Here is a 22612-nt window from a genome sequence, read left to right as displayed (position 1 = left end):
GCCTTTGCAGTTTGGCCGTTGTGGCTGGCCGCCGCTGGCTGGTTGCTGAACCTTTACTGGGTGACGCACTACCCGGAAAGCAGTCAGCAGTGGCAAGCCACTTCACGCCGTCTACTCATGGGCGTTTGGGTGCTGCTGCCGTGCTGGGTGGGTTTTAACGTGCTGCGTGATAGCGGGGTGGTGTGGCTGCTGTTTGTGATGCTGCTGGTATGGACGGCAGACATTGGCGCCTACTTTGCTGGTCGCCGCTGGGGTAAGCGAAAATTAGCCCCGCGGGTTAGTCCAGGCAAGTCCTGGGAGGGCGTGTATGGGGGGCTTGCTGCCACGATGCTGCTAGCCCTGCTGTTTGCCCTTTGGCAGCCCCTTGGAGTGATGGGGGGCGTGGCGCTGATCGTGATTACCGCAGTGGTGACGCTGACTTCAGTGCTTGGCGACCTGTTTGAAAGTATGTTGAAACGCTACCGTAATATTAAAGACTCCAGCCAGCTGCTGCCGGGTCATGGTGGTGTGCTGGACCGTATCGATAGTCTCACCGCAGCCATCCCCATCTTTGCGCTGTTGTATCTGCAGGTACTGTCACTTCAGGTGAGCGCGCTATGAGTCACGTCTCGGTTCAGTTGGTCACTGTGCTCGGTGCCACCGGCTCCATCGGTAAAAGCACCTTGGATGTCATCGCGCGCCATCCGGAGCGTTACCGCGTCTATGCCCTAACGGCGCATACCTCAAAAGAGGCGCTGCTTGACCAGTGTAAAGCGCACTCTCCCCGGTTTGCCGTGTTGGATGACGACGCCGATGCCCAGTGGTTGCAGCAAGGGCTCCTCCAAGCAGGCTCCAACACCGTGGCGCTGGCGGGGCAGGACGCGCTGTGCGAGGTCGCCCAAGCGCCTGAGGTCGACACCGTGATGGCGGCGATCGTCGGGGCGGCAGGCCTGTTGCCGTCGCTGGCGGCAGCCGAAGCCGGTAAGCGCGTGCTATTGGCCAATAAGGAGGCCCTGGTGATGAGCGGGTCGCTGTTTATGGATGCCGTTGCACGCTCCGGGGCGACGCTGTTGCCGATCGATTCTGAACATAATGCCATCTACCAGTGTCTACCCAGCGAGCATCGCGGCGGATTAGCCAAACACGGCGTGCGTCAGCTGCTTCTAACCGCATCGGGCGGGCCGTTTCGCGGCTGGTCGGCTGCCGATATTGCTAACGTAACACCAGAGCAGGCCTGCGCTCATCCTAACTGGTCCATGGGACGTAAAATCTCCGTAGATAGCGCCACGCTGATGAATAAAGGACTCGAATTAATCGAAGCGTGCTGGCTGTTTGATGCCACCCCCGAGCAGATTCAGGTCGTTGTTCACCCGCAAAGCGTGATCCACTCTATGGCAGCCTATGACGACGGTTCCGTGATTGCTCAGTTGGGTAATCCCGATATGCGCACACCGATTGCCTATGGGCTTGCTTGGCCAGAGCGCATTGATGCCGGCGTAGAAACGCTAGATCTGTTCCAAGTTGCGCGGCTCGATTTTGAAGCCCCGGATGAAACACGCTTTCCCTGCCTGCGACTAGCCCGAGAGGCGATGCAGGCAGGTGGGGCCGCTCCGGCGGTGCTTAACGCTGCTAATGAAGTTGCTGTTGAGGCATTTTTAGCGGAGAACATCGCGTTTGGTGCGATTCCGGACGTTGTCGCGAAGGTGATGGCCCTGCCGTATCCCGGTCAGGCGGATTCACTTGAACGCGTGCTTGCTGCGGACCGCTGGGCTCGAGAGCAAGCCGCGCACACCATACGCCAGTTAACCGCTTAGCCTCAGCTATTGTTGAGCAGCGTGTCGTGCAAAGGAGCAAAAAGTGGGCCTGATACAGAATATCTTAGCCGTCATCGTGGTGCTGGGGCTGCTGGTGACCTTTCACGAGTTTGGTCACTTTTGGGTTGCACGCCGCTGCGGCGTCAAGGTGTTGCGCTTCTCCGTAGGGTTTGGCAAGCCGCTGTGGTCAACGATTGATCGCCATGGCACCGAGTTCGCTGTGGCGGCCATTCCGCTGGGCGGCTACGTCAAAATGCTCGACGAGCGCGAAGCGCCGGTACCGGAAGAGCAGCTAGACCAAGCGTTTAATCGTAAAACCGTTTGGCAACGTATTGCTATTGTGGCCGCGGGCCCCATCGCTAATTTCCTGCTGGCTATTGTGGCCTACTGGGCGCTGTTTGTGGCGGGTACAACCACCGTAGCGCCAGTAGTTGGTGATATTACGCCTAACTCCCCAGCCGCAGAGGCAGGGTTGGAGCAGGGGAGTGAAATTACCGCGATTCAGGGCGATGCGATGCGCTCCTGGGAAGAGATCAATTTAAAACTGGTCTCCATGATTGGCTTCAGCGGTGATTTAACCATTGAGGTAGTGCCGGAAGGCGCTAGTGCCACCCGCAGCTATCAACTGCCGCTTAACAACTACATGGTTCGCCAGGATCCGCCACAGCCGCTGCAGAGCCTTGGCTTCTCGCCCTGGCGACCCGATGTGCCCGCCGTGCTTGGCCAAGTAGTGGATGGGCAAGCCGCCGCTGAAGCCGGGCTTCAAGCAGGGGATCGCATCGTCGCCCTTAACGGTGAGCCCATTAATGACTGGATGCAGTTTGTCGCGGTGATCCGCGATAGCGCAGGCGAGACACTGAGCGTTGGTTATCAGCGTAATGGCGAAGCAGGAACGCTTTCGCTCACGCCAAGACGTAATACGCTGGAGAGTGGTGCCGAGGTTGGGTACATTGGAGCTGGCGCGGAGCCATTTAGCTGGCCAGAAACGCTGCAACGGGAAATTCGTTACGGGCCGATTGAAGCGGTTGGACAAGCGCTGTCGCGCACTGGTGAAATGGTGCTGCTGACGGTCGACGCCATTCGCAAAATGTTAGTGGGGTTAATTTCTCCCTCTAATCTATCGGGGCCGATCACGATTGCGCAAATTTCCGGAGACTCTGCGCGTGCCGGGGTAGAAGCCTTTGTTGGTTTTTTAGCGTATCTTTCGATTAGTTTAGGTGTGCTGAATTTGCTGCCCATTCCCGTGCTCGACGGCGGTCATTTGCTTTACTATTTTGTCGAGGTCGTACGTGGGCGGCCGGTATCTGAGCAGACACAAGCGATAGGGCTGCGCATCGGACTTGCCATGGTTGGCACCCTGATGCTGATGGCGCTCTATTTCGATTTGATGCGCCTGTGGTAATAACGCGTGTAGCGCGCAGGATGCCTTGTCATCTGCCTGCACAAATGTATATGGTGCCTGTCTTAACCGACGGGCAGACCAACGCGAGCGAACTGACTGCATGAAAATCAAGACCCTTGGAATGGCGGCACTCTTGCTGGTAGGCGCCAGCGGCGCCCAAGCACAATCCTTTGATGTTTCAGACATTCGTGTGGAAGGACTGCAGCGGGTTTCCGCCGCCTCGGTCTTTAATGCGTTTCCCGTCAGCGCTAATGACCGCGTGGACGAGCAGCAGCTAGCCGCTGCCGCCCGCGATCTGTTCGCTACCGGACTGTTTGAAGATGTCTCGCTGGCCCGGGAAGGCGACGTGTTGGTGATCCAAGTGGTCGAGCGGCCAACCATCGCGCGCTTGAACATCGAAGGCAACGACCAGATTTCGGACGAAGACCTGCGCAACGGCCTGCGTGAGTCGGGCCTGTCGGAAGGTCAGGTACTGCAACTCTCTACCCTTGACGAGATTGAGCGCGAGCTTGAGGGCGTGTATCAGGCTCAGGGTCGCTACAGCGCTGGCATTAATGTTGAGGTGGAAGAGATTGATGAGGGCCGGGTCCAGGTCAACATCGATATCAATGAAGGTGAAGTCGCCAAGATCCGCCAGATCAATATCGTCGGTAACCAGGATTTCGACGATGAAACCCTGCGTGAAGTGTTCGAGCTAAACGACCGCCCTGGCCGTATCTTCGGCTGGTTCTCGAAAGATGAGTACTCCCGAGAAGCGCTCTCTGGTGATATCGAACGCCTACGCTCGTTCTATCTTGACCGTGGCTACGTCAACTTTGATGTTACTTCCACGCAAGTCTCTATCGGCCCTGAAAAGTCAGAAATCTTTATCACCCTGAATATTGATGAAGGCAACCAGTATCGCGTGGGCGATATTCGTTTCGCTGGCGACCTTCAAATCAGCGAGAACGAAGCTCGTAATCTGCTGGAAATCAACAGTGGTGATATTTTCTCTCGCGGAGAGGTGAACGCCTCCACAGAAGCATTGCGCCAGCGTTTAGGCGCCGAGGGCTTTGCCTTTGCCGATGTGCAGGGTGTCCCTGAAATGGCCGATGACGGTGAAACCGTCGATTTGGTCATTGCCGTTAATCCCGGCCAGCGGGCCTATGTTCGCCGCATCGAGTTCTACGGCAATACCACGACACAGGATGAAGTACTGCGTCGGGAAATGATTCAGCTAGAGGGCGCGCCCGCCTCCACCGAGTCTATTACCCAGTCGCGTCAGCGTTTGGAGCGGTTAGGCTTCTTCAGCCAGGTGGAAGTCGATACCCAGCCGGTTCCGGGTGAGCCGGATATGCTGGATGTGACCTATACCGTTGAGGAGCAGCCCTCTGGCTCGGTCTCAGCCAGCGTCGGTTTCTCTCAAAGTGCCGGGGTGATTTATGGGGTAGGTCTAGCCCAGAATAACTTCCTGGGTACTGGTAATCGTGTCAACGTTGGTGCCCAGCGCAGTGACACCTTTACCAGTGTCAACTTTGCCTTTACCGACCCTTACTGGACGCTAGATGGTATTTCCCGCGGATATAACCTGTTTTACCGGGAAACCGACTATGCCGACTCGGATATCTCGACCTTCTCTACCGATGCTTACGGTGCAGGTATCAACTTAGGCTACCCCATCAGCGAGCTGTCTCGCCTGAATTTTGGTGCCAGCGTTGAAGATGTGACGGTGAAAACCTACTTTGACACCGCCTCTGAGATTCGCCGCTATGTAGAAGACCAAGGTGAGAATGCGCAGAGTCTCAAGCTATCCGCTAGCTGGACGCGCAACAACCTGAACCGTGGCATTATGCCCACCGCCGGTAACTACCAGCGCGTATCGCTTGAAACCGGCGTGCCGGGCAGCGATGCGGAGTACTACAAGCTTCAGGCCCGTGCTCAGCAGCTATTCCCAATTAACGATGATGAAACCTGGGCGCTGAAGTTTAGCGGTAACTTAGGCTACGCCGACACCCTAGGCAGTAACGACCCTTATCCGTTCTATGAGAACTTCTACGCGGGTGGTTTAGGCTCGGTGCGTGGCTTTACCTCTAACACTTTGGGCGAGCGAACCACTCCTGCCCGCGAGGGTGGTCGTGACCGGACGATGGGCGGTAACGTTCTGGTAGAAGGTTCTGCGGAAGTGCTCTTCCCCATGCCGTTTGTGGAAAACCAGCGCTCGGTTCAGCCCTCGCTGTTCCTAGATGCGGGTAATACCTTCTTAAGCTCGTGCTACGACGTGCTGGAAGCAGACGCGGATCGTCAGCAGTGCAGCTCAGGCGTTGACTTTGGTGACTTGCGCTACAGTGTCGGTGTCGGTCTCTCTTGGCTGACGCCAGTTGGCCCGCTGACCTTCAGCGTGGCTGAGCCGCTGAACGACGAAAGTGGTGACGATACGCAGTTCTTCCAGTTCTCGCTGGGTCAAACGTTCTAATTTAAGGAGTATCACAATGATGCGTAAACTGACCGCCGCTGTGTGCCTGTTTGGGGCGATGACTCTACCTGCCTATGCTGCCGAAGTGGCCGTGTTGGATTGGCGCACTGCGTTGATGAATACCCAGTCGGCTCAGTCATCACTGAGCCAGTTGGAAGGACAAATTGGTAGCCAGCAGCGCGAAGCCGAAGCGTTGGGCGGCGAGCTGCAGCAACTGCAAACCCGCCTGCAGCAGGAAGGGGAGACTATGTCCCAGTCCGAGCGCGAATCGCTGATTGCCGAGCTTCAGCAGAAAGGCGGCCGCTTCGAACAGTTGCGCCGTGAAGTGCTACAGGCCCAGCAGACCTCAGAGCAACAGTTCCTAGAAGGGGCTGAAGCTAAGCTGGAACAGGCGGTAGAGCAGGTGTTAGAACGTCATAATATCGACGTGTTGGTTGAGCCTCAGGGCGTGCTGCACTCCTCGACGGACCTGCCCAACGTGACGAACGAAGTCACTCAGATTTTTGATTCGCTGAACTAATTTAATGATTACTGGTGCGGCTTAGCCGCACCACTGCTTCCTTGGGCTCTCATGACGCACGCTTCTCATCACCTCACCCTTGCGGATATCGCACGTCACCTGGACGTTGATTTCGAGGGCGACGCCGACCAGCCAATTCGTGGTTTGGCAACGCTCAAGGAAGCAGCGCCAGACCAAGTCGCATTTTTAGCCAACCGTGCGTACTTAAAAGATCTCGCTACCACCAAAGCGGCAGCGGTACTGCTGCACCCGGAGCACGGCAAGAACTGCCCTGTGCCGCGCCTAGAGATGGATAACCCCTACTTGGGCTACGCCAAGCTCTCCCAGCTATTTGATCCGCTGCCAGCGCGGGATGTACCGGGTATTCATCCCTCTGCAGTAGTCGCAGAGGGCGTGACGCTTGGGGCCGAGGTTTGCGTCCAAGCCAATGCGGTGATTGAGTCAGGCGTTGTCCTGGGCGACCGTGTAGTGGTTGGCGCCGGTAGCGTGATTGGCGCTGACTGTGTCATCGGTGACGACACGCGGCTGCATGCCAATGTCACCGTTTGCCACGGTGTGGTCGTGGGCAAGCGAGTGATTTTGCACAGCGGCTGTGTGATTGGTGGTGATGGCTTTGGGTTTGCCCATGATGGTGCGGGCTGGCACAAAATTGCTCAGCTTGGCGGCGTGGTGCTAGGTGATGATGTCGAAGTGGGCAGCTGCTCCAGTATTGACCGAGGCGCGTTAGGTGACACCGTCATTGGCAACGATGTCAAAATCGACAGCCAAGTGCAGATTGCCCACAACGTTACCATTGGGGACCACAGCGCGTTAGCAGGCTGTGTAGGGATTGCAGGCTCCACCAAAGTGGGCAAACACTGCATGTTGGGCGGTGGTGTGGGCCTATCTGGTCATCTCACAATTTGTGATGGCGTTCAGGTCACCGGCATGAGCCTAGTGACCAACTCAATTCATGAGCCGGGGGTTTATTCTTCGGGGACCGGGGCCATGAGCAACACCCAATGGCGTAAAAATGCGGTGCGCTTTAAACAGCTTGATGATATTGCCAAACGGTTGGCGCGGCTGGAAAAAAGCCAGCGCGACGGGTAAGGCGTCGGGTTGAGAAGGAAAGAATTACCGGGCAGATGGCTTGAGGCTTAATAGCAGCAGGTTATAATCCACTGCCTTTTTACCAGCAGGAATGCTGGTACGCGCCTGATACTGCTCAGGCCTTTTGTCATTTTAGAGGTCGTTACGATGGTTATGGATATCAACGAAATTCGCGAATACTTGCCCCACCGCTATCCATTTTTACTGGTGGATCGAGTCACGCAGTTAACCGTGGGCGAAACCATCGTTGCGTATAAAAACGTTAGCATCAACGAGCCGTTTTTCAATGGCCACTTTCCTCATCACCCGATTATGCCCGGGGTACTGGTTGTTGAAGCGCTGGCTCAGGTATGCGGTATTCTAGGCTTTAAAACGGTCAATAAGTTGCCCGCTGATGGCTATGTGTATTATCTCGTTGGCAGCGACAACGTGCGTTTTAAGCGCCCGGTCATGCCTGGCGATCAATTAACGCTTGAAGCGAATGTGATTCGCGGTAAACGCGGTATTTGGAAGTTTGCCTGCCGTGCCACGGTTGACGGCGAGCTGGCCTGCGAAGCGGAAATCATTTGTGCCGAGAGGAAGGTGGCTTGATACATCCTACTGCATTGGTCGACCCAGCGGCACAGCTTGCTGACGACGTTGAGGTCGGTCCGTTTAGCGTGATTGGACCAGATGTCACGATTGGCGCTGGCTCTGTCATTGGCCCCCATGTGGTGGTGAAAGGCCCCACGGTGCTAGGCGAGCGCACGCGTATTTTTCAGTTTGCCTCGGTGGGCGAAGATTGCCAGGACAAAAAGTACGCGGGCGAGCCAACGCGGCTGGTGATGGGTGACGATAACGTCATTCGTGAAGGGGTGACCCTCCATCGCGGCACTGTTCAGGATCGCAGCGAAACCACCATCGGTTCACGTAATCTGTTTATGGCCTACGTGCATGTAGGGCATGACTGTGTGATTGGCAATGACTGCATTTTAGCGAACCAAGTCACGCTGGCAGGCCATGTCACCCTAGGTGATCACGCTATTTTGGGCGGCCTGGCGGCAGTGCATCAGTTCTGTCACTTTGGCGATCACGCCATGGCGGGCGGCGGTTCGATTATCACTAAAGACACTCCTGCCTATGTGATGATTAACGGCAACCCGGCGGAAGCCCGTGGGCTTAACCTCGTGGGGTTGAAGCGCCGAGGGTTTAGCCGCGAAGCGATTGCTGCACTCAGCACGGCCTACAAGCTGGTTTATCGTCAAGGCTTAACCGTCGAGCAGGCAGTGAGCGAAATGCGTAATCGCTTTGATTTGCCTGAAGTGGCCCTGTTCGCTGACTCCATCGAGCGTTCAACACGCGGTATCGTTCGCTAATACTCATCTAACCGGCTCTCCCGTCACTATGACACTGCAGCGCGTATACCTTGTGGCAGGCGAACTCTCCGGCGATATCCTTGGTGCTGGGCTGATGCAGGCGCTGCGCGCCCGGCATCCCCAGGTGGAGTTTCGCGGTATGGGCGGCCCCCGCATGGAAGCCCAGGGGCTGGTTAGCCGCTTCCCTCTGGAAACCCTCTCGGTAATGGGACTGGTCGAGGTGCTTAAGCACCTGCCTGAACTGATCCGCGTACGCCGCACCCTGCGCGAAGAGGCGCTGGCCTGGCAGCCGGATATCATGATCGGCATCGACGCTCCCGACTTCAATATCGGCCTAGAGAAGCAGCTTCGCGCCGCTGGCGTCACCACTGCTCACTACGTGAGCCCCTCGGTATGGGCGTGGCGTCAGGGCCGGGTGAAGAATATCGCCAAAGCCGTGGATGCCATGCTCACGCTGCTGCCTTTTGAAGCCGATTTTTATCATCATCATCACGTGCCGGTTGCCTTTGTGGGTCACCCACTGGCCGACGAGCTGCCGCTGGAGAATGATCGTAACGCGGCTCGCCGTGAGCTGGGCTTAGCCTCAAACGCGCCGGTACTAGCGCTGCTACCCGGTTCCCGGGGTAACGAAATTCGCTTTATGGGCACCACTTTTTTGGACGCAGTCACGCTGCTGTGCCAGCGCCACGTGGGCTTACAGGTGGTGGTACCCGCGGCAACCGCTCAGCGCCATCAAGAGCTGCGCGAGCTGCTGGCAGGCTACCCCGCATTGGCCCAGCAGGTAACGCTTCTGGAGGGCCAAGCCCGTGAGGCGATGGTCGCCAGCGATGCGGTACTGCTGACCTCCGGTACGGCGGCGTTGGAAGCCATGCTGTGCCACCGCGCCATGCTCGTGGCGTACAAAATGGCGCCCGCGACCCATTGGCTCGCCAAACGGTTGGTGAAAACCCAGTGGATCTCGCTGCCAAATTTGATTGCCCAGGAGAGCGTGGTGCCAGAGCTGATTCAGCACGAGGCCACGCCGGAGGCGATTGCCGAGCAAATAGGCCAGCTACTTAGCGATGCCGAGATGCGTCACGGTCTGGAGGTGCGCTTTGCCGCAATGCATGCGACGCTGCAGCGTAATGCCAGCGAGCGTGCCGCGCAGGCCATTACCGCCCTGGTAGCAGGCGAGCTGCTGGAGGCTAAACCTGATGGCGGTTAAACCAGCGGACTTTCCACCGCTAGTCGTGGAGTATACCGGTGACTTCTTGGCCGGGGTCGATGAGGTTGGGCGTGGGCCGCTGGTGGGTAGTGTGGTGGCTGCCGCTGTGATTCTTGACCTCAAGGCCCCCATCGACGGTTTAACCGACTCCAAGAAGCTCACCGCTCGCAGGCGTGAGTCGCTGGATGTGCTGATTCGCGAGCGTGCGCTGGCCTTTGCAGTAGCGGAAGCGAGCGCAGAGGAGGTCGACTCGCTCAATATCTATCACGCGACGCATCTGGCCATGCGTCGTGCAGTGGATGCGCTAGCTCCCCAGGCGGAGTATCTGCTGGTGGATGGTAACCGGCTGCCGGGGCATGCGCTGCCGGGTCAGGCCGTAGTGAAGGGCGATGCCCGCCATCCGGCCATTGCCGCTGCGTCTATTTTGGCCAAAGTAGCGCGGGATGCACAAATGGCCGAGCTGGATCTGCGCTATCCTGAATACGGGTTTGCGCGGCACAAGGGCTACCCCACCAAAGAGCACCTGGCAGCGCTGGAAGCCCACGGGCCGCTGGCAGAGCACCGCAAAAGCTTCGCGCCGGTACAGCGCCAGTTAGCGCTGCTGTAGCCGTTCTATTTATTTTATTTAGCGTTTTATGCTGAGAGTCTCATGACGGTTCCGTTCGTTCATCTTCGTTTGCACAGTGAATACTCTCTGGTCGATGGCTTGGTCAAACTCAAGTCACTGGTCAGTACGACCGCTGAGCGCGGGATGCCGGCGCTGGCGCTCACCGATGAAGCCAACTTGTTTGGCTTAGTCAAATTCTACAAAGCCGCCCAGGGCGCCGGGCTGAAGCCGATTGTCGGCAGCGACCTCTGGCTGGCGAACCCCCACGACGAAGCCCACCCGTACCGCATTACGCTGCTGGCGATGAACGATGTGGGTTACCGCAATCTCACCGAGCTGATCTCCAAAGGGTGGACCGATGGGCAGCGCCAGGGGCGGGCGATTCTTGATAAGCAGTGGGTACTGGCACAAAGCGAAGGGCTCATCGCGCTGTCGGGTGGTCGAGAGGGCGAGATTGGCCGCCACTTGCTCTCTGAGCATGAGCGGGAAGCACGGCTGCTGCTGGAAGAGTGGCAGCAGGCGTTCCCTGATCGCTTCTACCTAGAGCTCATCCGTACCGGTCGCCCGCTGGAAGAGGCCTGTGTGCATGCCAGTGTCCAACTGGCTATCGAGACGAATACGCCGGTTGTCGCCACCAACGATGTGCGCTTTCTGGAACGGGAAGACTTCTGGGCCCACGAAACCCGCGTGTCGATTGGCGAGGGCAAGGCGTTGGACGACCCCCGCCGCGAGCGCCGCTATACCGAAGAGCAGTACCTAAAAAGCCCAGAAGAGATGGCGGCGCTATTTGCCGATATCCCTGAAGCACTGGAAAATAGCGTGATGATTGCCGAGCGCTGCAGCGTGAATGTGCGTTTGGGAGAGATCTTCCTGCCGGAGTTCGGCATCCCCGAGGGCATGACCCAGGATGAATTCTTCCGCAAGGTCTCCCATGATGGCCTAACGGAGCGGCTCGATTTTCTGTTCCCCGCCGAGCAGTATCCGCGCGATAGCGAGGCGTTCCGCGAGATTGATCAGCGCTACCGCGACCGTCTGGAGTTCGAGCTCAACGTCATCATTCAGATGGGCTTCCCTGGCTACTTCCTGATCGTGATGGACTTTATCCAGTGGGCTAAGGATAACAACGTGCCGGTAGGGCCGGGGCGTGGCTCCGGTGCCGGCTCTCTGGTGGCCTACGCGCAGAAAATCACCGACCTGGACCCTATCGGCTACGACCTGCTGTTCGAGCGTTTTCTTAACCCTGAGCGTGTCTCCATGCCCGACTTCGACGTCGATTTCTGTATGGAGAAGCGTGACAAGGTCATCGAGTACGTAGCCGACCGCTATGGCCGCAACGCGGTTTCTCAGATCGTCACCTTCGGCACCATGGCCGCCAAAGCGGTGGTGCGAGACGTGGCCCGTGCCCAGGGCAAACCCTACTCGCTGGGCGACAAGCTCTCCAAGCTGATTCCTTTTGAAGTGGGAATGACGCTAGCCAAGGCGATTGAGCAAGAGCCCGCGCTCAAGGACTTCATTGGCAACGACGAAGAGGCCGAAGAGATTTGGGAAATGGCCCTGAAGCTCGAAGGCACCACCCGCGGCACCGGTAAACACGCAGGCGGCGTGGTCATTGCCCCCACCAAGCTCACCGATTTTTCGCCGCTGCTGTGCGACGAAGATGGCTCTGGCTTGGTGGTGCAGTTTGATAAGAATGACATCGAAGACGCCGGGCTGGTGAAGTTCGACTTTTTGGGCCTGCGTACCCTTACCATCATCGACTGGGCGCTTGAGATGGTGGACAAGGTGCGTGACGTTAACGGCCAAGGGCCGTTGAATATTGACGCCATCCCATTGGATGACGGCAAAACATTCGAGATGCTCAAACGGGCAGAGACCACGGCAGTTTTCCAGCTCGAATCCCGCGGGATGAAGGAGCTTATTAAGCGCCTGCTGCCCGACTCCTTGGACGATATGATCGCCTTGGTGGCGCTGTTCCGCCCTGGCCCGCTGCAGTCGGGCATGGTGGATGACTTCATCAACCGTAAGCATGGCCGGGCAGAAGTCTCTTATCCACACCCTGATTACCAGCACGACCTGTTGAAACCGGTGCTGACGCCCACTTACGGGATTATTCTCTACCAAGAGCAGGTCATGCAGATTGCCCAGGTGATGGCGGGGTATACCCTCGGCCAAGCCGACATGCTGCGCCGTGCCATGGGTAAGAAAAAGCCCGAAGAGATGGCCAAGCAGCGGGCAGGCTTTATGGAAGGCTGTGCGGCCAACGGCATCGATAAAGACCTGGCGGGCAACATCTTCGACCTGGTAGAAAAGTTCGCCGGTTACGGCTTCAACAAATCACACTCGGCAGCCTACGCGCTGGTGTCGTATCAGACCGCATGGCTGAAGGCGCACTACCCAGGCCCCTTCATGGCGGCGGTGATGTCCACAGAGATGGACAACCTGGACAAAGTGGTGCCGCTGATCGAAGAGTGCCGCCACTTGAAGCTCACGGTGACACCGCCGGATGTCAACGTAGGTGGCTACAAGTTCACCGTGGATACGGAAGGCCGCGTGGTTTACGGCCTAGGGGCTATCCGTGGCGTTGGTGAAGGTCCGATTGGCGCGATTGTGGAAGCGCGACAAGCCGATGGCCCGTACAAAGATCTGTTCGACTTCTGCCGACGCATCGACCCAAAGCGGATGAACAAGCGTACGTTGGAAGCGCTTATTCGCTCTGGCGCATTGGACAACCTTGGGCCTAACCGGGCGGTGCTGTTTGCGGCGATGGAAGATGCGCTCAAAGCCGCCGCGCAGAATCACGCCAACCAGAACCTGGGTATGCAGGATATGTTTGGCGATGCCTTTGCTGCCGAGGAAGAAGCCAGCGATGTCTACGCCGAGTATCGCCATGTCCGTGAGTGGACCGATCGCGAGCGGCTCTCTGGTGAAAAAGACACTCTGGGGCTCTACCTGACCGGACACCCCATCGACGAGTACGAACGCGAACTCAAGCGCTTCGTGTCGACCCGTATCAGCGATTTGAAACCCTCTCGGGAGCCGCAGCGGGTGGCAGGCTTAGTGGTCGCCATGCGTACCATGAAGTCCAAGCGGGGTGACACCATGGCGTTTATCACCCTGGATGATCGCACTGGGCGCATTGAGGCATCGCTGTTTGGTGAACTCTTTGAGCAGCTACGTGGCCAAATTGAGTCAGACCAAGTCATTATCGTGGAGGGCGAAGTCTCCAGCGATGACTTCTCCGGCGGGCTGCGCCTGCGCGGTAAAGACGTGACGCCGATGGTGACCGCGCGGGTGCGCTACGGCCAGGCCGTTGAGCTGGCATTGGACGCCGGGCAGATTAACGGCCGGCTGGTCGAAAGCTTGCGGGATAGCTTGACACCCTACCGGGATAACACCGGCCTACCCGTGCGACTTCAATATCGCCACCCCGATGCTGTCGCTTGGCTGGAGCTGGCGGAGGAGTGGAAAGTCGCGCCTAGCGATGATCTGCTGCTCGCTCTGCGCGATGTGCAAGGGCAGGTGGGCGTCCAGTTACGCTACCGTTAATGAACAAGAGCGCAAGCGTCCTTGAAAGCGCTGGCGCTGAATTGAACGGGTAGTGCCTTGCGTGGCAGGGTCAGGGTGCGATAATGGCCCCATAGATGCTCGTTTCGACAAGGCTTATTTTTTATAGGCAGCTTACAGGCAGAGCCGATGAATCCTAACTATCTCGATTTTGAACAGCCCGTTGCCGAACTCCAGGCAAAAATTGAGGAGCTGCGTTTGGTGGGCTCCGACAGCCAGGTGAACCTCTCAGATGAGATTTCACGGCTGGAGGAGAAGAGCCGCAAGTTAACGGAATCAATCTTCAAAGATTTGACCCCTTGGCAGGTTTCCCAGCTATCGCGGCACCCCCAGCGCCCCTATACGCTGGATTATTTAGAACATATTTTTACCGATTTCGATGAGCTGCACGGTGACCGAAAATTTGCGGATGACGCTGCCCTCGTTGGCGGCGTTGCACGCCTAAACGATGCGCCGGTGATGGTAATTGGCCACCAAAAAGGCCGCGATGTTAAAGAGAAAGTGCGCCGTAATTTTGGCATGCCGCGCCCGGAAGGCTACCGCAAAGCGTGCCGCTTAATGGAAATGGCTGAGCGCTTTAAAATGCCCATTCTGACGTTTATCGATACTCCCGGCGCGTATCCCGGTATCGACGCGGAAGAGCGTGGTCAGTCGGAAGCGATTGCCTATAACCTGGCGGTGATGTCGCGCCTGAAGACGCCGATTATTTCCACCGTGGTGGGCGAGGGTGGCTCAGGCGGCGCGTTGGCGATTGGGGTGTGCGACGAACTGCATATGCTGCAGTACTCCACTTACTCGGTCATTTCGCCGGAAGGCTGCGCCTCCATTCTGTGGAAGAGCGCCGAAAAAGCCTCCGATGCGGCTCAGGCCATGGGAATCACCGCCGAGCGCTTAAAAGAGCTGGGCTTTGTAGATTCGCTGATCAAAGAGCCGTTGGGCGGCGCCCATCGTCACCCGATAGACACCGCAGCGCGGGTTAAAGACGCGCTCTCTGCCAGCCTTGAGCGCCTGCAAGCGCTGGATAGTGATGCCCTGCTTGAGCGCCGCTATGAGCGCCTGATGAGCTATGGCGCCCCAGCCGCCTAAACGGCTTTTGCGCTTGCTTCACGACGCCCTGGCGGAAACCCCGCCGGGGCGTTGCATTTGGGTCGCGCTCTCCGGTGGCTTGGACTCGTCGCTGCTGCTGATGCTAGCCGCGGAGGCCTGCCAAGACAGCGGCCAATTGCTACGCGCCCTACATGTTAATCACGGCCTACAGGCGGCGGCGGCCGACTTTGAAACCCACTGCCAACAGCTGTGTCAGCGCCTTGGCGTGCCGCTAACGGTTGAGCGTGTGGCGATTGAATCGCGAGGCGAAGGGGTAGAGGGCGCTGCTAGGCGCGCTCGCTACGCGGCCTTTGCGCAGCATGTGAAGCCGGGTGACGCGCTATGGCTTGGTCAGCATCAGGATGATCAAGCGGAAACCCTCTTACTGGCAGCGCTGCGGGGGAGCGGTATTCGTGGGTTGGCGGGCATGCCATATCAACGGGAGTGGCAAGGCATTACGCTTGTGCGCCCTTGGCTCAGCGTCAGCCGCCAAACTCTGGCCGATACGGCCCACGCTATGGCACTGACTTGGTGTGAAGACCCCACCAATCGCGATATTGAATTTGATCGCAACCGTTTGCGCCACGAAGTGCTGCCAACGCTGACTCAGCGCTGGCCTGATGCGGTACGTTCGTTGGCCAAGAGCGCTGGCTTGGCCGGTGAGGCCGACACGCTCCTTGCCAGCTACGCCGCCGAGGAGTTGGCCGTGCTTACGTTGGGAACGGGCTGTCTCGATGCGTCGGCATTGGCCGCGTTGCCGTTACCCCGTCAGCGGCTGCTCGTTCGTACGCTGTGTCAGCAGCTAAGGCTGCCAACGCCTCCACAGGCGCGTCTGGCCAGCCTGCTCGGCCAGCTTACCGCCGCCCAGGATGCCCAGGTGCTAGTAGAGTGGCCCGGAGCCCAGGCGCGGGTGTGGCGGCGCAGGCTTTATCTTATGACGCCGTTGGCTGCGTTGCCGGATTGGCAAGCGCCTTGGAACGGAGAGCCAGGGGTGAGTACTCCTTTTGGGCCGCTACAGCTTCGCCTGGAACGCGACACCTACTTAGCAGAACCGTTCATGCTGCGCTGGCGGCAGGGCGGGGAAGTGCTCGTATTGCCTGGGCGTGGCCGACGCGACCTCAAACGCTTGCTGCAAGAACGGGCGCTTCCGCCTTGGGAGCGGGAGCGGCTGATTGTTGTGATGGTCGGAGAGCGCTGTCTGGGCGTGCTCCAACCGCCTGCCAACGTTCTGTGGCAGGCGGAAGGGGCGACGTTTCATCGCGAGGGTTAGGAAGGCGTATTCAGGTTGAACGCAAACCCGGCGTTGGCCATAAATGCCTGCTCCTGCTCTAAATCGGTGCTGAGCAGCGTGGGTTCATCGCTGGGGGGCAGCGTAATGGTGAGCGCGTCGCCGTTGCTGTCAGCAGCAATTTTGGGCGGCATGGGCGCGCCTTCAGGCCGCGAATGATTAATCAGCACGGCGAGGCGTAGCAAGCGGGCAAGCTTAGCCGCGCTTGGCTGCTGTGAGGCAGGCAGCGCTTGCCACTCCTTAAGCGGGAATTTACGCCGGTGAGCACGCACTAAAAACGCCAACAAGCGCTGCTCGGGGCGAGAAAACCCGGCTAGGTCCGAATGCTCTAATAGATACGCGCCGTGGCGGTGGAACTGGCTATGGGAGATGGCTAGCCCAATTTCATGCACATGGCTTGCCCAGCTCAAATAGTGGCCCTGTTCGGCGGTTAAGCCCCACGGCTGCTTCACTACGGCAAACAAGTGCTTGGCGGTTTCCGCCACATTTTCTGCTTGCCGGGTATCTACGTCATACACTCGCTTGAGCATGTCGAGGGTTTTGGAGCGGGTATCTTCGGCGCTGTTGCGCCCCGCCATGTCATAGAGCACGCCTTCACGCAGTGCGCCGTCGGCAAAGCGCATTTGGTGAAGGTCGAAGGCTTCAAAAATGGCGCTCAAAATGGCAATGCCCGCCGGAAATACCCGAGCCCTATCGGGTTTGAGGCCGTCCAGCTCGACCTTTTCCAGATGTTTGCATTTCAACAGGCGCTCGCGCAGTTTTTTCAAGCCGCTGCGGGTAATCACCCCCTCTTGGGGCGTGTCGCCGTAAGCGTGCAGCACGCTGGCAGCGGCCTTAATCGTGCCGCTGGAGCCTACCGGATCATCCCATCCTAAGCGCTGGTAAGGGCGCTGGATGTTGGCCAGCTCTGAAAGCGCTGCCAGCTCGGCGCGGCGCATGCGCTTTTCGGTAAGTTCGCCATCGGCAAAAAAGCGTCCGGTAAACGTGACACAACCCATGCGCAGGCTTTCCAGCGCTTTGGGCTCAAAGGCTTCACCGATAATAAACTCGGTAGAGCCGCCGCCAATATCGACAATCAAGCGGCGGCCGCTTTCGGCCAGGGCGTGGGCGGCACCCAAATAAATTAGGCGGGCTTCTTCGCGCCCGGCAATAATCTCGATGGCGTGGCCAAGCTGGGCTTCCGCGCGCTCGATAAACGTTTGGCTGTTGTGGGCGTCGCGTAGGGCGTTAGTGCCCACCACGCGAAGGTTGGGACCTTCAATATCGGTTAAAAACGGCGCAAAACGGCCCAAGCAGTCGAGCGCGCGCTGCATGGCGGCTTCACTGAGGTAACCGTTCTCGTCAAGTCCTGCCGCCAGTTGGACCTTTTCACCTAGTCGTGCCACTACTTGTAAACGTTCATTTTGGTAGTTGGCAACCAGTAGGTGAAAGCTATTGGAGCCAAGGTCAATGGCGGCTAGGCGCTGCGGTTCACCGCTCTCAAATTCGGCAGTGGGTGCGGCGATGGGGAGCGAAATGTCCTTGGGCATGAGCTATCCTTCAAATTGGCTATGCCAAGGTTGCGGTGACCTCTGACTATTGTCAATTGCCAAAGGCTTGCGTTTGTCGCGGGCCTTGACTACCATCGAGCTACTGGCTTGATCCGAGTTGGCTTGTTCGTCTAACAAGCGCACTGACTCGGGCACCCCGAGCAGTACGTATCCAGATGGCATCAGCCAGATGTCCAAGTCGTCAGATAACCCGCTGAAACAGCATTTTTCTGTGCCAATCAGATTAACTAGTTTGTTTGCACCCTCACGCCAAGCAGTCATTGATGTCATTGTTATGCTTTAGGCATTGTTACAGCGACTGCCCAGCTTTCACCACTCGAGCGTGTGCCTAGATGGGGTTCTGAACGCATCACTCGGCGCTTAGCCCTATATTTAGGCCAAGCCTCCTGTCTTATTCCCGGCGCCTAGCGCCTAGCTTTCATGAGCAATTTTCTAACACACCGATGAATCTCACTGAACTCAAGCAAAAAACCGTTCCCGAGCTGCTCGATATCGCCCGCGAAATGGGTATCGACAACTTAGCCCGTTCGCGCAAGCAGGACATCATTTTCGCCATCCTCAAGAAACACGCCAAAAGCGGCGAGGATATCTATGGCGACGGTGTGCTGGAAATTCTTCAGGATGGCTTCGGCTTCCTGCGTAGCGCCGACAGCTCGTACCTCGCTGGACCGGACGATATCTACGTATCGCCCTCACAGATTCGTCGTTTCAATCTGCGCAAAGGCGACTCCATTTCCGGCAAAATCCGCCCGCCCAAAGAGGGCGAGCGCTACTTTGCCCTGCTCAAAGTTAGCCAGATCAACTTTGACCGCCCGGAAAACGCCAAGCATAAGATTCTCTTTGAGAACTTAACGCCGCTGTTCCCGGACGACCGTCTGCGCATGGAGATCGGTAACGGGTCTACTGAAGACCTCACTGCTCGGATCATTGATCTGACCGCGCCGATTGGTAAGGGTCAGCGTGGCCTGCTAGTGTCTCCGCCGAAAGCGGGTAAGACGCTGATGCTGCAGAACATCGCGACGTCTATCACGCGTAATAACCCCGAGTGCCATCTGATCGTGCTACTGATTGATGAGCGCCCGGAGGAAGTCACCGAGATGTCCCGCACCGTACGCGGTGAAGTGGTCGCCTCTACCTTCGACGAGCCGCCCGCCCGCCACGTTCAGGTGGCCGAAATGGTCATCGAGAAAGCCAAGCGTTTGGTTGAGCACAAAAAAGACGTGGTGATTCTGCTCGACTCCATCACCCGTTTGGCGCGTGCTTACAACACCGTGGTGCCTAGCTCTGGCAAAGTACTGACCGGTGGTGTGGATGCCCACGCCCTTGAGAAGCCGAAACGCTTCTTTGGTGCGGCGCGTAATATCGAAGAGGGCGGCAGCCTGACGATTATTGCCACTGCGCTGGTCGATACCGGCTCGAAAATGGACGAAGTCATCTTCGAAGAGTTCAAGGGCACCGGCAACATGGAAGCGCACCTTGACCGCAAGCTGGCTGAAAAACGCGTCTTCCCTGCGATCAACATTCGTCGCAGCGGCACTCGTCGTGAAGACCTGCTGGCCTCTGAAGAAGAAATGCAGCGCATGTGGATTCTACGCAAGCTGCTTAACCCGATGGAAGATACCGCAGCGACCGAGTTCCTGATTGATCGTCTGAAAGATACCAAGACCAATCTGGAATTCTTTGAAGCGATGAAGCGTCGTTAAGGCGCTGCATCTACTGCCATGCGTTTGCAAGAGCAGCGTCTGACAGCCGGGTTGAGGAGAGTGCTTTGAAGTATAACGACTTGCGCGATTTTATTGCGGCGCTTGAAGCCCAGGGTGAGCTAAAGCGAGTTAAAGCGGAAGTTGATCCTTACCTAGAAATTACTGAAATCTGCGACCGTACGCTGCGCGCCGGTGGCCCTGCACTGCTGTTTGAAAATGTAAAGGGCCACGATATGCCGCTACTGGGCAACCTGTTCGGCACCCCGAAGCGGGTAGCGCTGGGTATGGGCCAGGATTCAGTAGAAGCGTTGCGTGAAGTGGGGAAGCTGCTGGCATTTCTGAAAGAGCCAGACCCGCCCAAAGGCCTGAAAGATGCCTGGGATAAGCTGCCGATCTTTAAGCAGGTGCTCAGCATGGGGCCCAAAAGCGTTAAGCGCGCGCCTGTGCAGGAAGTCGTTTACGAAGGGGAGGAAGTGGATTTAGGTCGTTTGCCGATTCAGCACTGCTGGCCCGGCGATGCGGCACCGCTTGTCACTTGGCCGCTGGTCATTACCAAAGGCCCGCATAAAAAGCGCCAGAACCTGGGGATTTATCGCCAGCAGAAAATCGCCAAGAATCGCCTGATTATGCGCTGGCTCTCCCACCGCGGTGGAGCGCTGGACTTTCTTGAGTTTCAAAAAGCCCATCCCGGTGAGCCCTTTCCCGTTGCCGTGGCGCTAGGCGCTGACCCGGCGACTATTTTAGGCGCGGTCACACCGGTGCCCGATTCGCTCTCAGAATACGCCTTTGCTGGCCTACTGCGCGGTTCGCGTACCGAGTTGGTGAAATGTGGTCACGCAGATCTGGAAGTCCCTGCCTCCAGCGAAATTATTCTGGAAGGCTTTATTTACCCGGACGATATGGCACCGGAAGGGCCGTTTGGTGACCATACCGGTTACTATAACGAAGTGGATCATTTCCCTGTGTTTACCGTGACGCGGATGACCATGCGCCGTGATGCCATTTATCACTCTACCTATACCGGTCGTCCACCCGATGAGCCCGCCATTTTAGGCGTAGCGCTTAACGAAGTGTTCGTGCCCATTCTGTGCAAGCAGTTCCCCGAGATCGTCGACTTCTATTTACCGCCGGAAGGCTGCTCCTATCGTATGGCGGTTGTGACGATGAAGAAGCAGTACCCCGGCCACGCGAAGCGCGTGATGATGGGGGTTTGGAGCTTCCTGCGCCAGTTTATGTACACCAAGTTCGTCATCGTGCTGGATGATGATGTGGATGCGCGTAACTGGGAAGACGTGATGTGGGCGATTACCACGCGCATGGATCCTGCCCGCGACACGGTGATGGTGGAAAACACGCCTATCGACTACCTCGACTTCGCCTCACCGGTATCCGGACTTGGCTCCAAGATGGGGCTGGATGCAACGAACAAGTGGCCCGGCGAAACCGACCGGGAGTGGGGCACTCCCATCGTGATGGATGAGACGGTGAAAGCCCGCGTTGACGAGCGTTGGGATGAGCTGGGCATTGATATTCCGCTACCCACACCGCGCCACGGTTAATCGGCCGTATGGGCCGAACGATTTTCCATAAAGAGGCTTTCATGAGCGCTAGGACGTTAACGTGTAAAACGCTAACCTGCCAAGTCACCGCCGTCGAGGATCTTAATCCTGACGTATTTAAAGTCACGCTTGCCGGTCGCGCTGAAGCAATGCAGCACGCCCCTGGTCAGTACCTTGAACTAATGCTAGACGAGGCCACTTGGGTGCCTTTCTCGATTGCTAGCTGTGACCGTGGCGATGGCACGCTGGAGCTGCAAATTCAGCACTGGCCCGAGCGTGATAACTCCCAGCGGCTGCGCCAACTGTTGCAGGTAGCCAACCAGCTAACGGTGCGCCTGCCCAGCGGTGATTGCGTGCTGGATACGCAAAGTGAGCGCCCGCTGCTGTTGATTGCCGCAGGGACCGGCTTTGCCCAAATGAAGGCCATCGTCGAAGCCGCGCTTCGTGACCAGCCCGCACGGCCCATTTCACTATGGTGGGCGAACCGTGAGCACCGCGATTTGTATGCGGAAGACCTTGCCTGCGAGTGGGCGCAGCAGTATGAAAACGTTGCGTTTCATGCGGTCACCGAATTTCCGCTGACCGAGCCGCTGGCACCAGGCGAGCGCATTGCCCACCATCAGGGGCGCGTTGATTTGGTGTTAGAGGGCGAGCTGTCGAATGCGCCGATCACGCCCAGCGACTGCGATATCTATCTTTCAGGCTCGCCGGGCATGGTATATGCCTGCGTAGATGTTCTGGAGCGCCTTGGGGTCAGCAGTGAGCGAATGTTCTCGGATGTATTTGCCTACGCACCCCGCCCTCACTAAAATGGTCGGCCACTCTCTGACGTACGGCATACACCGTAGATACTACTGATCACTAGGAGGCTTTCATGGCCCATCACGACGATAATTTTAAAGACGATTCCGGCATTCTGCCGATTATTCTCGGTATCGTGGTATTGGTAGGTATGAGCGCACTGCCTGCCACTATTGGCTGGATTCAGGCGTTTAGCAGCTAATACTCGTCGCTAGGAAATTGAACGCTCTGCGGTAATTGCTAGTTGCCATTTAGCGCGCAGGCAGGCAGGATTAGGTCATTACGTAGTACACACGTCATATTGAGGAAGTAACCATGCCACATGGCAAGCCTTTACAGCGCACTCACACCAAACCGGAAACGGTGGTTGGGGCCTGGGCGAAGGTGGGTACTTCCTATAGCTTTAACTATGCAGCGTATTGGTTTAGCCACGGTGTGCCCCTGGCCGACGCCTAGCGTCGCGCCAACAGGCACACCGCCCCGGTTGCCTGCCGCATGCAAAGAAGCCTCGGTGGGTAACCCCACCGAGGCTTCTTTCGTTTTATTAACCCTCATTTTTCATAGGTAGATTATTAAGGAGCTGCACCATGTCTTATCGCGCCCACTCAATCGCTAGCCCCAACGCCATCCGTTATCTCG

At 57.6% G+C, this 22612-nt stretch carries 19 protein-coding genes; 18 read left to right on the top strand and 1 reads right to left on the bottom strand.

The genetic code is table 11. The annotated features are described in order from the left end of the window. The 13 genes from BIS10_RS03265 to tilS all read left to right on the top strand — a co-directional run. Positions 1–600: phosphatidate cytidylyltransferase (locus BIS10_RS03265; protein ID WP_253502400.1), on the top strand; the 600-nt coding region annotated here is incomplete at its 5' end. Then, on the top strand, positions 597–1793 hold the full coding sequence (gene ispC, locus BIS10_RS03260) for a 1-deoxy-D-xylulose-5-phosphate reductoisomerase (protein WP_253502397.1): 1197 nt from the start codon (positions 597–599) through the stop codon (positions 1791–1793). The genes BIS10_RS03265 and ispC, both read left to right, overlap by 4 nt. A 43-nt stretch (positions 1794–1836) precedes the next feature. After that, on the top strand, positions 1837–3195 hold the full coding sequence (gene rseP / locus BIS10_RS03255) for a sigma E protease regulator RseP (protein ID WP_253502394.1): 1359 nt from the start codon (positions 1837–1839) through the stop codon (positions 3193–3195). Between the two features lie 100 nt (positions 3196–3295). Then, entirely contained in the window at positions 3296–5647 is a 2352-nt protein-coding gene (bamA, locus tag BIS10_RS03250; protein WP_392567146.1) for an outer membrane protein assembly factor BamA, read from the top strand. Positions 5648–5666: 19 nt separating this feature from the next. Continuing rightward, on the top strand, positions 5667–6167 hold the full coding sequence (locus BIS10_RS03245; RefSeq protein ID WP_083023188.1) for an OmpH family outer membrane protein: 501 nt from the start codon (positions 5667–5669) through the stop codon (positions 6165–6167). A gap of 51 nt (positions 6168–6218) precedes the next feature. Continuing rightward, positions 6219–7256 carry a UDP-3-O-(3-hydroxymyristoyl)glucosamine N-acyltransferase gene (lpxD, locus tag BIS10_RS03240; protein WP_253502391.1) on the top strand — a complete coding sequence of 346 codons (1038 nt, stop codon included), beginning with the start codon at positions 6219–6221 and terminating at the stop codon, positions 7254–7256. A 147-nt stretch (positions 7257–7403) separates the two neighbouring features. Further along, on the top strand, positions 7404–7847 hold the full coding sequence (gene fabZ / locus BIS10_RS03235) for a 3-hydroxyacyl-ACP dehydratase FabZ (RefSeq protein WP_044629712.1): 444 nt from the start codon (positions 7404–7406) through the stop codon (positions 7845–7847). After that, on the top strand, positions 7844–8611 hold the full coding sequence (gene lpxA / locus BIS10_RS03230; protein ID WP_058579686.1) for an acyl-ACP--UDP-N-acetylglucosamine O-acyltransferase: 768 nt from the start codon (positions 7844–7846) through the stop codon (positions 8609–8611). The genes fabZ and lpxA overlap by 4 nt, the downstream gene beginning before the upstream one ends. A 28-nt stretch (positions 8612–8639) precedes the next feature. Next, positions 8640–9815 (top strand): lipid-A-disaccharide synthase, encoded by a 1176-nt coding sequence (lpxB, locus tag BIS10_RS03225; protein WP_253502388.1) that lies wholly within the window; start codon positions 8640–8642, stop codon positions 9813–9815. Beyond that, positions 9805–10422 carry a ribonuclease HII gene (rnhB, locus tag BIS10_RS03220; protein ID WP_062373289.1) on the top strand — a complete coding sequence of 206 codons (618 nt, stop codon included), beginning with the start codon at positions 9805–9807 and terminating at the stop codon, positions 10420–10422. The genes lpxB and rnhB overlap by 11 nt, the downstream gene beginning before the upstream one ends. Positions 10423–10464: 42 nt before the next feature. Beyond that, on the top strand, positions 10465–13968 hold the full coding sequence (gene dnaE / locus BIS10_RS03215; protein ID WP_253502385.1) for a DNA polymerase III subunit alpha: 3504 nt from the start codon (positions 10465–10467) through the stop codon (positions 13966–13968). A 147-nt stretch (positions 13969–14115) separates the two neighbouring features. Then, positions 14116–15072, top strand: a complete 957-nt coding sequence (accA, locus tag BIS10_RS03210) for an acetyl-CoA carboxylase carboxyl transferase subunit alpha (protein ID WP_253502383.1) — start codon at positions 14116–14118, stop codon at positions 15070–15072. Then, on the top strand, positions 15053–16342 hold the full coding sequence (gene tilS, locus BIS10_RS03205) for a tRNA lysidine(34) synthetase TilS (protein WP_253502380.1): 1290 nt from the start codon (positions 15053–15055) through the stop codon (positions 16340–16342). Before accA ends, tilS begins: the two co-directional genes overlap by 20 nt. Here tilS and ppx read toward each other — a convergent pair. Further along, the gene (gene ppx, locus BIS10_RS03200) at positions 16339–17889 is read right to left on the bottom strand and encodes an exopolyphosphatase (protein WP_253502377.1); all 1551 of its coding nucleotides are present in this window, start codon (positions 17887–17889) and stop codon (positions 16339–16341) included. The two genes, tilS and ppx, sit on opposite strands and share 4 nt — an antisense overlap. A gap of 464 nt (positions 17890–18353) precedes the next feature. On the opposite strand from ppx, the gene rho reads away from it, so the two are divergent. From rho to BIS10_RS03180, 5 genes are all read left to right on the top strand, one after another. Next, positions 18354–19613 (top strand): transcription termination factor Rho, encoded by a 1260-nt coding sequence (gene rho / locus BIS10_RS03195; RefSeq protein WP_054640799.1) that lies wholly within the window; start codon positions 18354–18356, stop codon positions 19611–19613. A gap of 65 nt (positions 19614–19678) precedes the next feature. After that, positions 19679–21172 (top strand): 4-hydroxy-3-polyprenylbenzoate decarboxylase, encoded by a 1494-nt coding sequence (gene ubiD, locus BIS10_RS03190; RefSeq protein WP_253502374.1) that lies wholly within the window; start codon positions 19679–19681, stop codon positions 21170–21172. Positions 21173–21213: 41 nt separating this feature from the next. Then, positions 21214–21981, top strand: coding sequence for an NAD(P)H-flavin reductase (locus BIS10_RS03185; RefSeq protein ID WP_083023141.1), 768 nt, complete (start codon positions 21214–21216; stop codon positions 21979–21981). Positions 21982–22046: 65 nt separating this feature from the next. Further along, entirely contained in the window at positions 22047–22175 is a 129-nt protein-coding gene (locus BIS10_RS18865; protein ID WP_279384626.1) for a hypothetical protein, read from the top strand. A gap of 113 nt (positions 22176–22288) precedes the next feature. Beyond that, complete coding sequence (locus BIS10_RS03180) at positions 22289–22429, top strand: hypothetical protein (protein WP_161491459.1); 141 nt, start codon at positions 22289–22291, stop codon at positions 22427–22429. Positions 22430–22612 lie beyond the last annotated feature (183 nt).

Origin of the sequence: Halomonas sp. 707B3 (genome assembly GCF_024158645.1) — a bacterium.
In the GTDB taxonomy this organism is placed as follows: Bacteria; Pseudomonadota; Gammaproteobacteria; order Pseudomonadales; family Halomonadaceae; genus Vreelandella; species Vreelandella lionensis.
This window is presented reverse-complemented; position numbering and strand designations above follow the sequence as displayed.